At 63.2% G+C, this 12,871-nt stretch carries 12 protein-coding genes; 6 read left to right on the top strand and 6 right to left on the bottom strand.

What is annotated here, in order from left to right; genetic code table 11:
- Positions 1–47: 47 nt before the first annotated feature.
- From prpC to B4L76_RS20110, 3 genes are all read right to left on the bottom strand, one after another.
- The gene (gene prpC, locus B4L76_RS20120) at positions 48–1,175 is read right to left on the bottom strand and encodes a bifunctional 2-methylcitrate synthase/citrate synthase (RefSeq protein ID WP_296234933.1); all 1,128 of its coding nucleotides are present in this window, start codon (positions 1,173–1,175) and stop codon (positions 48–50) included.
- 180 nt (positions 1,176–1,355) lie between these two features.
- On the bottom strand, positions 1,356–2,246 hold the full coding sequence (gene prpB / locus B4L76_RS20115; RefSeq protein WP_296234932.1) for a methylisocitrate lyase: 891 nt from the start codon (positions 2,244–2,246) through the stop codon (positions 1,356–1,358).
- Entirely contained in the window at positions 2,243–2,959 is a 717-nt protein-coding gene (locus B4L76_RS20110; RefSeq protein ID WP_296234931.1) for a GntR family transcriptional regulator, read from the bottom strand. The genes prpB and B4L76_RS20110 overlap by 4 nt, the downstream gene beginning before the upstream one ends.
- A gap of 339 nt (positions 2,960–3,298) precedes the next feature.
- Here B4L76_RS20110 and B4L76_RS20105 point away from each other — a divergent pair, with 339 nt between their 5' ends.
- The 5 genes from B4L76_RS20105 to B4L76_RS20085 all read left to right on the top strand — a co-directional run bounded on the left by B4L76_RS20105 (position 3,299) and on the right by B4L76_RS20085 (position 8,715).
- Positions 3,299–3,835: an ATP-dependent zinc protease gene (locus B4L76_RS20105; RefSeq protein WP_296234930.1), complete on the top strand. Its 537-nt coding sequence runs from the start codon at positions 3,299–3,301 to the stop codon at positions 3,833–3,835.
- A gap of 5 nt (positions 3,836–3,840) precedes the next feature.
- Complete coding sequence (locus B4L76_RS20100; RefSeq protein ID WP_296234929.1) at positions 3,841–5,376, top strand: inactive transglutaminase family protein; 1,536 nt, start codon at positions 3,841–3,843, stop codon at positions 5,374–5,376.
- Complete coding sequence (locus B4L76_RS20095; protein ID WP_296234928.1) at positions 5,376–6,356, top strand: alpha-L-glutamate ligase-like protein; 981 nt, start codon at positions 5,376–5,378, stop codon at positions 6,354–6,356. The genes B4L76_RS20100 and B4L76_RS20095 overlap by 1 nt, the downstream gene beginning before the upstream one ends.
- 200 nt (positions 6,357–6,556) lie before the next feature.
- A complete protein-coding gene (pabB, locus tag B4L76_RS20090; protein WP_296234927.1) occupies positions 6,557–7,900 on the top strand; it encodes an aminodeoxychorismate synthase component I in 1,344 nt (447 codons plus the stop codon).
- A gap of 80 nt (positions 7,901–7,980) precedes the next feature.
- Positions 7,981–8,715, top strand: a complete 735-nt coding sequence (locus B4L76_RS20085) for a phosphoadenylyl-sulfate reductase (protein ID WP_296234926.1) — start codon at positions 7,981–7,983, stop codon at positions 8,713–8,715.
- A gap of 120 nt (positions 8,716–8,835) precedes the next feature.
- On the opposite strand, the gene cysB is transcribed toward B4L76_RS20085, so the two are convergent.
- The 3 genes from cysB to B4L76_RS20070 all read right to left on the bottom strand — a co-directional run bounded on the left by cysB (position 8,836) and on the right by B4L76_RS20070 (position 11,487).
- The gene (cysB, locus tag B4L76_RS20080; protein ID WP_225777172.1) at positions 8,836–9,810 is read right to left on the bottom strand and encodes an HTH-type transcriptional regulator CysB; all 975 of its coding nucleotides are present in this window, start codon (positions 9,808–9,810) and stop codon (positions 8,836–8,838) included.
- A 128-nt stretch (positions 9,811–9,938) separates the two neighbouring features.
- The gene (locus B4L76_RS20075) at positions 9,939–10,436 is read right to left on the bottom strand and encodes a universal stress protein (protein ID WP_225777171.1); all 498 of its coding nucleotides are present in this window, start codon (positions 10,434–10,436) and stop codon (positions 9,939–9,941) included.
- A 103-nt stretch (positions 10,437–10,539) separates the two neighbouring features.
- On the bottom strand, positions 10,540–11,487 hold the full coding sequence (locus B4L76_RS20070; RefSeq protein ID WP_296234923.1) for a putative 2-dehydropantoate 2-reductase: 948 nt from the start codon (positions 11,485–11,487) through the stop codon (positions 10,540–10,542).
- A 231-nt stretch (positions 11,488–11,718) separates the two neighbouring features.
- On the opposite strand from B4L76_RS20070, the gene B4L76_RS20065 reads away from it, so the two are divergent.
- Positions 11,719–12,795: a 3-deoxy-7-phosphoheptulonate synthase gene (locus B4L76_RS20065; protein ID WP_296234921.1), complete on the top strand. Its 1,077-nt coding sequence runs from the start codon at positions 11,719–11,721 to the stop codon at positions 12,793–12,795.
- Positions 12,796–12,871 lie beyond the last annotated feature (76 nt).

Here is a 12,871-nt window from a genome sequence, read left to right as displayed (position 1 = left end):
GCAAGCCCGCTCCCACAAGGGCGACGGGTTGCCTCTCTCTATCTAATTCAGCGCTGTTCGATCGGCACGAACTGGCGCTGCTCGACACCGACATACTCGGCGCTCGGGCGGATGATGCGGTTGTTGGCGCGCTGCTCGAAGACGTGCGCCGCCCAGCCGGTCAGGCGGGAGCAGACGAAAATCGGGGTGAACAGCTTGGTCGGGATACCCATGAAGTGGTAAGCCGAGGCATGGTAGAAGTCGGCGTTGGGGAACAGGCGCTTCTGCTCCCACATGGTCTTGTCGATGGCTTCGGAGACGGGATACAGCACCTTGTCACCCACTTCGTCGGCCAGCTGTTTCGACCAGCCCTTGATCACCTCGTTGCGCGGGTCGGACTCTTTGTAGATGGCATGGCCAAAGCCCATGATCTTGTCCTTGCGCTCAAGCATGCGCAGCAGCTCGGCAGTGGCTTCCTGCGGGCTCTGGAAGCGTTCGATCAGCTCCATTGCCGCCTCGTTGGCGCCACCGTGCAGCGGGCCGCGCAGCGAGCCGATGGCGGCAGTGACGCACGAGTACAGGTCAGACAGCGTCGAGGCACACACGCGGGCGGTGAAGGTGGAGGCATTGAATTCGTGCTCGGCGTAAAGGATCAGCGACACGTTCATCACCTTGACGTGCAGGGCGCTGGGCTTCTTGCCGTGCAGCAGGTGCAGGAAGTGCCCGCCGAGGGTGTCTTCGTCGCTGGTGCAGTCGATGCGCACGCCGTGGTGGGTGAAGCGGTACCAGTAGCACATCACGGCCGGGAACAGCGCCAGCAGGCGGTCGGTCTTCTCGCGCTGGGCCTCGAAGGTCAGCTCGGGTTCCAGGGTACCCAGCACCGAGCAACCGGTGCGCATGACGTCCATCGGGTGGGCATCGCGAGGGATGCGCTCGAGCACTTCCTTCAGCGCCTGCGGCAGGTCACGCAGGCCCTTGAGCTTGCGCTTGTAGTCGGCCAGTTCGGCCTTGCTCGGGAGCTCGCCGTACAGCAGCAGGTAGGCGACTTCTTCGAATTCGGCAGCGGCAGCCAGGTCACGCACATCGTAACCCCGGTAGGTCAGCCCGGCACCGGCCTGGCCCACGGTGGACAATGCAGTCTGGCCGGCCACCTGGCCGCGCAGGCCTGCGCCACTGAGTACTTTTGCTTCGGCCATGGTGTTTCTCCTTTCTTGAACTTGTTATGGAAATTCTGCCTGATCGTTGAACCTGTGCCGGCCTCTTCGCGGGCAAACCCGCTCCTACAGGCCCTGTGTAGCATTCGCTGCCCGTAGTGTCCTGGTGGGAGCGGGTTCACCCGCGAAGAGGCCAGCCGCTACAGTCAGGATCTCTGATCTTCAACCTTTCTTCTGGGCGAACAGCGCATCCAGGCTCTGCTCGAAGGCGTGGTAGCCAATGGCATCGTAGAGCTCCATGCGGGTCTGCATGGTGTCGATCACGTTTTTCTGCGTGCCGTCGCGACGCAGCGCGGTGTAGACGTTCTCGGCCGCCTTGTTCATGGCACGGAAGGCCGACAGCGGGTACAGCACCAGCGACACATCGACCGAGGCCAGCTCTTCGGTGGTGTACAGCGGCGTGGCACCGAACTCGGTGATATTGGCCAGGATCGGTGCCTTCACCCGGTTGGCGAAGGTCTTGTACATCTGCAGTTCGGTAATCGCCTCCGGGAAGATCATGTCGGCGCCGGCCTCGACGCAGGCGGCGGCGCGGTCCAGCGCAGCGTTCAGGCCCTCGACGGCCAGGGCATCGGTACGCGCCATGATCACGAAGCTGTCATCGCTACGGGCATCGACCGCGGCCTTGATGCGGTCGACCATTTCCTGCTGGCTGACGATTTCCTTGTTGGGGCGGTGGCCGCAACGCTTGGCGCCTACCTGATCCTCGATGTGGATGGCGGCAGCGCCGAACTTGCTCATCGAACGCACGGTACGGGCGACGTTGAAGGCCGAGGCCCCGAACCCGGTGTCGACATCCACCAGCAGGGGCAGGTCGCACACGTCGGTGATGCGGCGTACATCGGTGAGCACGTCATCGAGGTTGCTGATGCCCAGGTCCGGCAGGCCCAGCGAGCCGGCGGCCACGCCGCCACCGGACAGGTAGATGGCCTTGAAGCCGGCGCGCTTGGCCAGCAGCGCATGGTTGGCGTTGATGGCGCCTACCACCTGCAACGGATGTTCTGCGGCAACGGCGTCGCGGAAACGCTGACCGGGGGTGCTCTTCACAGTCATTTCTCACCTCGTGGGCTGTTGTTCTGGGCGTCCAGATAATGACGCTCGATGTTGCGCTTGGACGCGCCGATGTGGCGGCGCATCAGGAGTTCGGCCAGCTCGCCGTCACGGTCGGCGATGGCGTCGAGAATGCGGTGGTGCTCGGCAAAGGCCTGGCGCGGCCGGTTCGGCGTGGCCGAGAACTGGATGCGGTACATGCGCACCAGTTGGTACAGCTCGCCGCACAGCATCTTCACCAGGGTCTGGTTGCCACTGCCCTGGATGATCCGATAGTGGAAGTCATAGTCGCCTTCCTGCTGGTAGTAACCCAGGCCAGCCTGGAAGGCCGCATCGCGCTCATGGGTGTCGAGGACCCGACGCAGTTCGTCGATATCGGCCTGGCTCATGCGCTCGGCGGCCAGGCGGCAGGCCATGCCTTCCAGCGATTCACGAATTTCATACAGCTCGATCAGTTCGGCGTGGTTGAGCGACACCACCCGCGCGCCAACATGCGGCACGCGCACCAGCAGGCGTTGCCCTTCGAGGCGGTGGATGGCCTCGCGCAACGGCCCGCGGCTGATGCCATAGGTGCGCGCCAGCTCCGGCTCGGAAATCTTGCTGCCGGGGGCGATCTCGCCCTTGACGATGGCCGCCTGAATGCGTCGAAAGACGTTTTCGGACAAGGTTTCCGTTTCGTCTGTCAGCACCGGGCTGGGGCTGGTTAGGTCCTGCATATTGTCGACACCTTGCCAATCTCTTCGCCAGAAATTAGCGAATCCGACCGCGCCCGTCAAAGACAAAATGAATATTGTCGACAATTGTCTAAGAACGAACTAACGCCGCGCTGCCGCTGTCAGATCGCGCACCGCTGGCGTCAAGACGTCGGCGTGATAGAATGCCGCGCCTCCGTTGGAGCATGGATAACCCGTCTGTCATCCATTCATGTTGTCGACAGATGAACGAGGAAGCTTGCGCAGTCGTTGCCAGTCGCCTTGCTCTGAACATGGCTTGAAGATCGCTCTGAGGAGAGCGCCTGGAAAGCCCCGAACCTTGCACTGCATCGCGCCAGGAATATGAGACCTACACCCGTTCTACTGCTGCTCTGCCTGACCCTGCTGCCGGCCCTTGGCCAGGCCGCAGGCAAGACCGTCTACGGTCTCAACGAATATGCACGCCTGGGCGACCTTGACCTGGAAGTGGCCGCCAAGCTCGACACCGGCGCCAAGACCGCCTCGCTCAGTGCCCGCGACATCAAGCGTTTCAAGCGCAACGGCGAAAGCTGGGTGCGCTTCTACCTGGCCATCGACGCCGCCCATTCCCACCCTATCGAACGCCCGCTGGCGCGGGTCAGCAAGATCAAGCGCCGTGCGGGTGACTATGATGCGGAATCGGGCAAGGCCTACACGGCCCGGCCGGTAATCGAACTCCAGATCTGCATGGGCCAGGCCGTGCGCACCATCGAAGTCAACCTCACCGACCGCAGCGCCTTCCAGTTCCCGCTGCTGATCGGCTCCGAGGCGCTCAAGCACTTCGACGCGCTGGTCGACCCAAGCCTTAAATACGCGGCCGGCAAACCTGCCTGTGCCACCGACGCTCCCAAAGCAGAGTAATCCCGATGCGCTCTCTTACCCTCCATCTGAAAGTCCTGATCACCGTGCTGGTGCTGTTGGGCGTGGCGGTCACCGCTTATCAGATCTTCGTTCTCGGCATCCCGGTCACCGAGGATGAAACAGACGACCTGTGGAACATCGACGCCAAGGTCGAGTTCGTGGCCAGCACCAAGGACCCGGTCAAGGTACAGATGTTCGTGCCACCGCTGAACCGCGACTACGTCAGCCTCAACGAGAGCTTCATCTCCAATAACTATGGGGTGAGCGTCAACCGTGCCGACGGCAACCGCAAGGTCACCTGGTCGGCGCGCCGCGCCAGCGGCAACCAGACCCTCTACTACCGCCTGGTCTTGACCAAGCGTTACAGCAAGGAAAAGACCACGGTCAAAGGCCCGACCTTCCGTGACAGCCTGGCCGTGGAGGGCCCCGAGAAGATCGCCGCCGAGGCGCTGATGGCCCCCATCCGCCAGCACTCGGCCGACGTCGAGACCTTCGTCAGCGAGACCATCAAGCGGGTCAACAACCTCAACGATGACAACGTCAAGCTGCTGCTGGGCGGCGACACCACGGCCATGAAGAAGGCCCAGGTCATTGACCTGCTGCTGTCGATCGCCCACGTCCCGATGGAGAAGGTGCACACCATCCGCCTGGTGGCCGACACGCCGCAAACCCCGGAACTGTGGCTGCGCAGCTTCAACGGTACCGACTGGCTGTACTTCAACCCGGACACCGGCGAGCAAGGCCTGCCCAGCGACCGCCTGCTGTGGTGGACCGGTGACGACAACCTGATCACCGTCGATGGCGGCAAGAAGGCCAACGTCACCTTCAGCATGAACAACAGCGAGATGAACGCCATCCGCCTGGCCAAGCTGACCGACGAAAATACCGACGCCGACTTCCTCGAGTATTCACTGTACGGCCTGCCGCTGCAGACCCAGCAAACCTTCATGATCATGGTGATGATCCCGATCGGCGTACTGGTGATCCTGGTGCTGCGCAACCTGGTCGGCCTGCAGACCCTGGGTACCTTCACCCCGGTACTGATCGCCCTGGCCTTCCGCGAAACCCAGCTGGGCTTTGGCATCGTGCTGTTCACGGTGATCACTGCCCTGGGCCTGTCGCTGCGTTCCTACCTGGAGCACCTGAAACTGCAGATGCTGCCACGCCTGTCGGTAGTGCTGACCTTCGTCGTGGTGCTGATCGCCGCCATCAGCCTGTTCAGCCACAAGCTGGGGCTGGAACGCGGGCTGTCGGTGGCACTGTTCCCGATGGTGATCCTGACCATGACCATCGAACGCCTGTCCATCACCTGGGAAGAGCGTGGCGGCGGCCATGCCATGAAAGTGGCCATCGGCACCCTGTTCGCCGCCTCCCTGGCGCACCTGCTGATGATGGTGCCGGAGCTGGTGTACTTCGTGTTCACCTTCCCGGCCGTACTGCTGATCCTGGTGGGCTTCATGCTGGCAATGGGTCGCTACCGCGGCTACCGCCTGACCGAGCTCGTGCGCTTCAAGGCATTCCTGAAGAAGGCTGACGCCTGATGTTTGGCCTGATCAAGACGTGGAAAGCCTTGGAGGCCCGAGGCATCATGGGTATCAACCGGCGCAACGCGGATTACGTGTTGAAGTACAACAAGCGCCACCTGTACCCGATCGTCGACGACAAGATCATCACCAAGGAGCGCGCCCTGGCGGCCGGCATCCATGTGCCGGAGATGTACGGCATCATCGAAACCGAAAAGGAAATCGACAAGCTCGACCAGATCATCGGCGGGCGCAGCGATTTCGTCATCAAGCCGGCGCAGGGCGCCGGCGGTGATGGCATCCTGGTGATCGCCGACCGCTTCGAGGACCGCTATCGGACAGTGTCGGGCAAGATCATCAGCCATGAGGAAATCGAGCACCAGATCTCGAGCATCCTCACCGGTCTGTACTCGCTGGGCGGCCATCGCGACCGGGCGTTGATCGAGTACCGGGTCACCCCGGACCAGATCTTCAAGAGCATCAGCTATGAGGGTGTACCGGACATCCGCATCATCGTGCTGATGGGTTACCCGGTGATGGCCATGCTGCGCCTGCCAACCCGCCAGTCCGGCGGCAAGGCCAACCTGCACCAGGGCGCCATCGGCGTGGGTGTCGACCTGGCCACCGGCGTGACCCTGCGCGGCACCTGGCTGAACAACATCATCAGCAAGCACCCGGACACCACCAACGCCGTCGATGGCGTGCAACTGCCAAACTGGGACGGCTTCATGAAGCTGGCCGCCGGCTGCTACGAGCTGTGTGGCCTGGGCTACATCGGCGTCGACATGGTGCTGGACCAGGACAAGGGCCCGCTGATTCTGGAACTTAACGCCCGCCCGGGCCTGAACATACAGATTGCCAACGACTGCGGGCTCACCCAGCGCACCCACGCCATCGAGGCGCACCTGGAAGCGCTGGCCAAGGATGGCATCACCGAGGATGTCGAACAGCGGGTGCGGGTGTCGCAAGGGCTGTTCGGCCACGTGCATCCGCGCTGAAAACGCCGGGCTGCCTTGCAGCCCGTCGCGACACCAGGCTGCGTCTACAGGGAACCGTGCAGGCGCAGCCTGGCGTCGCGACGGACCGCAAAGTGGTCCCGCGGGCTTAACACGATGCCGAATGTCGCGCCCAGTGCTAGGCGCATTTCCTGCACAGGTCTACAATCGCCCTCCTCGCTTTTACATCGCCGTCCACACTGATGCCGACCTGCACGCTCCATCCCCTGCCCTACCAGCCTGATCCTGCCGCCTTTTTCGCCCGCCTGCGCCAGGCACCCGGTGCGATCCTGCTCGACAGCGCGCGCCCCGGCGCCGAGCGCGGTCGCTTCGACCTGCTCAGCGCCTGGCCAGTGCAACAGCTGCAGGCGCAACCTGGCGAAGATGGCCGCGCCTTCCTCCAGCGCCTGCGCGCGGGCCTGGCGCAACTGGGCCATGCGCAACTGCCCGACGGCTGCGAGCTGCCGTTCGCTGGCGGCCTGATCGGTTACCTGAGCTATGACTTTGGTCGGCGCCTGGAACAGCTGCCGAGCCTGGCCGTTGACGACCTGGGCCTGCCAGATGCGCAACTGGGCCTGTATGCCTGGGCGCTGGTCAGCGACCACCAGTGCGCGACCAGCCAGCTGGTCTTTCATCCGAGCCTGGCCGACCAGGAACGCGAACGCCTGATCAGCCTGTTCGAAGGCGCCGACAACAGTGCAAACGGCCGCTTCGAGCTGCTGGCGCCGATGGCCGGTGACCTGCAGTCCGAACAGTACAAGGCTGCGTTCGACCAGGTGCAGCGCTACATCCAGGCGGGCGACTGTTACCAGATCAACCTCACCCAGCGCTTCCGCGCCCCCTGCCAAGGTGACCCGTGGCACGCTTACCGGGCCCTGCGCAAAGCCTGCCCGACACCATTTTCCGGCTACCAGCAACTGGCTGACGGCATCGCGTTGCTGAGCTTTTCGCCCGAACGCTTCATCCGCGTCAGCCGGCGCCAGGTGGAAACCCGGCCGATCAAGGGTACCCGCCCGCGCGCCAGCGACCCCGTCGAAGATGCGCAGAATGCCGAGCAGTTACGGCACAGCGCCAAGGACCGCTCGGAAAACCTGATGATCGTCGACCTGCTGCGCAACGACCTGGGGCGCACCTGCGAGATCGGTTCGGTGAAGGTGCCGGAGCTGTTCAGCCTGGAAAGCTACCCCAACGTGCACCATCTGGTCAGCAGCATCACCGGTCGACTGGCCAGCAACAAGGATGCCCTGGACCTGATCGGCGACAGCTTCCCCGGCGGCTCGATCACCGGCGCACCGAAGATCCGCGCCATGCAGATCATCGACGAGCTGGAGCCGACGCGCCGCACACTGTACTGCGGGTCACTGCTTTACGTGGACGTGCGCGGCGAGATGGACAGCTCGATCGCCATTCGCAGCCTGCTGGTCAAGGGTGGCCAAGTCTGCTGCTGGGGCGGCGGAGCGGTGGTGGCCGATTCCGAGTGGCAGGCAGAATATGAAGAATCGATTGCCAAGGTCCGGGTGTTGATGGAGACGCTGCAAGGCTTGTGACCGGCGTCTACCCCGCCATTTTTTGTTACCATCAGCCTACTACGAGCGCACAGCGCCACAGCCAAGATGGAAACCGCCTGATGAGCCAACCCTTCGACGTCGCCGCCCTGGCCGCGACCTACGCCAACAAGTCCCCGCAGGACATCCTCAAGCTCGCCTTCGAGCACTTCGGAGATGACCTGTGGATTTCCTTCAGCGGTGCCGAGGACGTGGTGCTGGTCGACATGGCCTGGAAGCTGAACAAGCAGGTCAAGGTGTTCAGCCTCGACACCGGGCGCCTGCACCCGGAGACCTACCGGTTCATCGACCAGGTGCGCGAGCAGTACAACCTGCCGATCGAGATCCTCAGCCCCGACCGCGCCAAGCTCGACCCGTTCGTCAAGGAAAAGGGCCTGTTCAGCTTCTACAAGGACGGCCACGGCGAGTGCTGCGGCATCCGCAAGATTGAGCCGCTGCGGCGCAAGCTGGCGACCGTGGGCGCCTGGGCCACCGGCCAGCGGCGCGACCAGAGCCCGGGCACCCGCAGCCAGGTAGCGGCACTGGAGATCGACAGCGCCTTTTCTACCCCCGAGCGCACCTTGTACAAGTTCAACCCGCTGGCGCAGATGACCAGCGAAGAGGTGTGGGGATATATCCGCATGCTTGAACTGCCTTACAACAGCCTGCATGAGCGCGGCTTCATCAGCATCGGCTGCGAACCCTGCACCCGGCCGGTCCTGCCGAATCAGCATGAGCGCGAGGGGCGCTGGTGGTGGGAAGAGTCGACCCAGAAGGAATGCGGGCTGCACGCGGGCAACCTGATTACCAAGGCTTGAAATTGCCGGGCCGCTTCCTGCCCCTCACGACACAAGGCCACCCCTACAGGTAAACGCATGCCCCTGTAGGAGCGGCCTTGTGTCGCGAGGGGGGCGCAAAGCGGCCCCGACAGTCTCGAATCAGTGCACCGGCAGTTCGACCCCTTCGAACAGCTCTTCCAGCTCCTGCTTGTTATGGCACTGTATGGCCTTGGCCATTACTTCACGGGTCAGGTGCGGGGCGAACTTCTCGATGAAGTCGCACATGAAGCCACGCAGGAAGGTGCCACGGCGGAAGCCGATCTTGGTAATGCTGGCCTCGAACAGCTCGCTGGCATCCAGTGCGACCAGGTCATTGTCCAGCTTGGCGTCCACCGCCATGCCGGCAACGATGCCCACGCCCAGCCCCAGGCGCACATAGGTCTTGATCACGTCGGCGTCTGCTGCGGTGAACACCACTTTCGGTGTCAGGCCACGATGATTGAAGGCCTCGTCCAGCTTCGAGCGCCCGGTAAAGCCGAACACATAGGTCACGATCGGGTATTCGGCGACGGCTTCGAGGGTCAATTTGGGCAGCTTCGCCAGCGGGTGACCCTGCGGCACCACCACGCAACGGTTCCACTTGTAGCACGGCATCATGATCAGGTCGCCGAACAGCTCCAGCGCCTCGGTCGCGATGGCGAAGTCAACCGTACCGTCCGCAGCCATCTCGGCAATCTGCATGGGCGAGCCCTGATGCATGTGCAGGGACACTTCCGGGTACTGCTTGATGAAGCTGCTGATCACCGGCGGCAGGGCATAACGCGCCTGGGTGTGGGTGGTGGCGATGGACAGCGTGCCCTTCTTCTCGTTGGAGAATTCCTGGGCGATCTGCTTGATGCTTTCGACCTTGCGCAGGATCTCGCCGGCAGTATTGATGATGCGCTCACCGGCCGGGGTGACACGGGTCAGGTGCTTGCCGCTGCGGGCAAAGACTTCAACACCCAGCTCATCTTCGAGCAGGCGGATCTGCTTGCTGATACCCGGCTGGGAGGTATACAGGCTCTGCGCCGTCGCGGACACGTTGAGGTCATGGTGCGCCACTTCCCAGATGTAGCGCAGTTGTTGAAGCTTCATAGGTTCCCCTCGGTTCAGCAATGAGTCCGCGGCAGCAGGCAGCGTCGATATATAACTATATTAGTGGTTCTGGAAATAAATCTAGAACTATTTTGTTACATACCGACGGAAATGGCCTACGGCCATATTCATGCCTTCCTACGCCCCAAGTGCTGTGCCAACGGCACCATGTACACCGGCACCGGCGATAGCTGCAGCAGCCGCACCGCCGTGCGCCCCAAGGGCACGTCCACGCCCGCACCGGCGCTGTGACTGCCGAAAATCAGCAGGTCGACACTCAGCCGCTGCGCCTGGTCGAGGATCACCTGTGCCGGGTCGCCCTGGCGCACCCGCACCGCCTTGATCACCGCCAGGTCGGCCTCCTCGCCAAGCTCGTCGCGAAAGTTCTCCAGCACACGCTGCTCGATGTTGGCCATCACCGTGTTCACCCCCTGGCTGTGCAACTGGTCGAGCGTCTGCTCGTCGAGGTAGCTTTGCAACAGCGATTCGGCGAACTGCCCCATGGGCTCCACTGCATGGATCACATACAACTCGGCGCCGAAGGTACGCGCCAGCGCCAACGCGTGCTGCATGACAAAAGGGGCGTACACACCGAGGTCAGTGGCGTACAGCATGGAGCGGATCATTCGACCTCCTCGACTGCCGCTGCGGCAGAGCAAGCTTCAGCTTAGCAGCGCCCCGGACGCGCGCCTGGCCGTCCGGCGCACTGCCGGCCAGCCCGAAGCGCGCTCAGCAGGCCTGGCCACCGCGCCCCATGAAGGCCAGCGCCTGGTACAGCATCTCCATGCGTGGCAACTGGCAACCGGCCGCCCGTGCCCGTGCCAGTGGCTCGGCATAGATGGCCTGCAGTTCCAGCGGGCGCTGGTGGGCATGGTCGTGGTACATGCTGGGCCAGTAATCGGGCATGCGCTCGGTGACGTCGAACAGGTGCTCGGCATAACCCTCGGGCAACACATGACCACACGCCGCCGCACCCTGCACCACCTCGGCCATCAAGGCCCGGATCAGCGCACGGCTATTGCTGTCGGCCATCAGCGGCGTGGTACTGGCGCCGAGCAGCACCGACAGGCCGTTGTAGGGTACGTTCCATACCAGCTTCTGCCAGCGCGCCTGGGCCAGGTCGGGCATGGCCTGCGAATCGATGCCCGCAGCCTGGAACAACCCCGCCCCCTCCTTGACCAGCGCGGCACCGCCATCGCTGGCCGGCCCGCTGTGGTAGCCCAGGTTGACCGCACCCAGCGCCTGGTGACGAATCACCCCAGGTGCCTGGCGGTTGACGCAGATGAAACACAGGCCGCCAAGCAGATGGATGTCGTTGCGCAATACCGGGCGCAACTGCTCCTCCACGCCCAGGCCGTTCTGCAACAGCACCACCTTGGCGCCAGGTGCTGCCGCCTGTACGATCAGCGGTGCCAGCTGGTCATTGCTGGTGGCCTTGGCTCCCACCAGCAGCCAGTCGCAGGGCGGCAGGTCGGCGGCGCTGGCATAGGTTTGCACGTTCATCTGCAGGGTGCCGTGCACGGCACTGTCCAGGGTCAGCCCCTGCTCACGGATGACCTGGTACTCGCTGCGCAACAGAAAATGCACATCGAAGCCGGCCCGCGCCAGCATCAACCCATAGAAACCGCCGATGGCGCCACTGCCGATAATGCCAATGCGTGGTGTGTGCGTGTGCATGCCGATCTCCAGGTAAAAGTCAGCCCTCTTTATTACACAGGTTGCGTAGCGCTGGGCAGCCTGTTTGCGGCAAACCCCTGCCATCTCGGAAAAACCCCACGCGGACGGGGCCCAGCCCATTGTCCCGCCACCAGTAACGCGCTAAGGTTCGGCTCCCCGCTGCGATTATTCTTGCTGCTGGGCCGCACGGGGACAGTTGGCGGCCGGCACCGTGACCTGACGAGTAACACGATGGCTGATTTACCGATCGATGACTTGAACGTTGCCTCCAACGAGACGCTGATCACCCCCGATCAGCTCAAGAAGGAAATTCCCCTCAGCGCCAAGGCCCTGCAGACCGTGACTGCCGGCCGTGAAGTGGTGCGCAATATTCTCGACGGCAAGGACCATCGCCTGTTCGTCGTGGTCGGCCCTTGCTCCATCCACGACATCAAGGCTGCCCACGAGTACGCCGAGCGCCTCAAGGCACTGGCCGAGGAAGTGTCCGACACGCTGTATCTGGTCATGCGGGTGTATTTCGAAAAACCGCGCACCACTGTCGGCTGGAAGGGCCTGATCAACGACCCGTACCTGGATGACTCGTTCAAGATCCAGGATGGCCTTCACATCGGCCGCAAGCTGCTGCTGGACCTGGCCGAAATGGGCCTGCCAACCGCCACCGAAGCGCTCGATCCGATTTCCCCGCAGTACCTGCAGGACCTGATCAGCTGGTCGGCCATCGGCGCTCGCACCACCGAATCGCAGACCCACCGCGAAATGGCCTCAGGCCTTTCCTCGGCGGTCGGCTTCAAGAACGGCACCGATGGCGGTCTGACCGTTGCCATCAACGCCCTGCAGTCGGTGTCCAAGCCGCATCGCTTCCTCGGCATCAACCAGGAAGGCGGTGTATCGATCGTCACCACCAAGGGCAACCCGTACGGCCACGTGGTGCTGCGCGGCGGCAACGGCAAGCCGAACTACGATTCGGTCAGCGTCGCCCTGTGCGAGCAGGACCTGGCCAAGGCCCGGATCAAAGCCAACATCATGGTCGACTGCAGCCACGCCAACTCCAACAAGGACCCTGCCCTGCAGCCGCTGGTGATGGAAAACGTTGCCAACCAGATTCTCGAAGGCAACCAGTCGATCATCGGCCTGATGGTCGAGAGCCACCTGAATTGGGGCTGCCAGTCGATTCCGAAGAACCTGGATGAATTGCAGTATGGTGTGTCGATCACCGATGCCTGCATCGACTGGTCGGCTACCGAGAAGACCCTGCGCAGCATGCGTGCCAAGCTGAAGGATGTGCTGCCGCAGCGCAAGCGCGGCTGATAGCGGATATAAAAAGGCGGGGCCGCTTTGCGCCCCATCGCTGGCTTACCGGCGATGGGATGCAAAGCGGCCCCGC

The sequence above is a fragment of the Pseudomonas sp. UBA4617 genome, assembly GCF_002386445.1.
In the GTDB taxonomy this organism is placed as follows: Bacteria; Pseudomonadota; Gammaproteobacteria; order Pseudomonadales; family Pseudomonadaceae; genus Aquipseudomonas.
Note: the sequence above shows the minus strand (reverse complement) of the source record. Positions and strands in the feature narration are given on the sequence as shown.

What these genes read in the sequence shown, in the direction of transcription:
- prpC (WP_296234933.1), bottom strand. Translation starts at nt 1,175, where the DNA reads ATGGCCGAAGCAAAAGTACTCAGTGGCGCAGGCCTGCGCGGCCAGGTG.
- prpB (WP_296234932.1), bottom strand. Translation starts at nt 2,246, where the DNA reads ATGACTGTGAAGAGCACCCCCGGTCAGCGTTTCCGCGACGCCGTTGCC.
- B4L76_RS20110 (WP_296234931.1), bottom strand. Translation starts at nt 2,959, where the DNA reads ATGCAGGACCTAACCAGCCCCAGCCCGGTGCTGACAGACGAAACGGAA.
- B4L76_RS20105 (WP_296234930.1), top strand. Translation starts at nt 3,299, where the DNA reads ATGAGACCTACACCCGTTCTACTGCTGCTCTGCCTGACCCTGCTGCCG.
- B4L76_RS20100 (WP_296234929.1), top strand. Translation starts at nt 3,841, where the DNA reads ATGCGCTCTCTTACCCTCCATCTGAAAGTCCTGATCACCGTGCTGGTG.
- B4L76_RS20095 (WP_296234928.1), top strand. Translation starts at nt 5,376, where the DNA reads ATGTTTGGCCTGATCAAGACGTGGAAAGCCTTGGAGGCCCGAGGCATC.
- pabB (WP_296234927.1), top strand. Translation starts at nt 6,557, where the DNA reads ATGCCGACCTGCACGCTCCATCCCCTGCCCTACCAGCCTGATCCTGCC.
- B4L76_RS20085 (WP_296234926.1), top strand. Translation starts at nt 7,981, where the DNA reads ATGAGCCAACCCTTCGACGTCGCCGCCCTGGCCGCGACCTACGCCAAC.
- cysB (WP_225777172.1), bottom strand. Translation starts at nt 9,810, where the DNA reads ATGAAGCTTCAACAACTGCGCTACATCTGGGAAGTGGCGCACCATGAC.
- B4L76_RS20075 (WP_225777171.1), bottom strand. Translation starts at nt 10,436, where the DNA reads ATGATCCGCTCCATGCTGTACGCCACTGACCTCGGTGTGTACGCCCCT.
- B4L76_RS20070 (WP_296234923.1), bottom strand. Translation starts at nt 11,487, where the DNA reads ATGCACACGCACACACCACGCATTGGCATTATCGGCAGTGGCGCCATC.
- B4L76_RS20065 (WP_296234921.1), top strand. Translation starts at nt 11,719, where the DNA reads ATGGCTGATTTACCGATCGATGACTTGAACGTTGCCTCCAACGAGACG.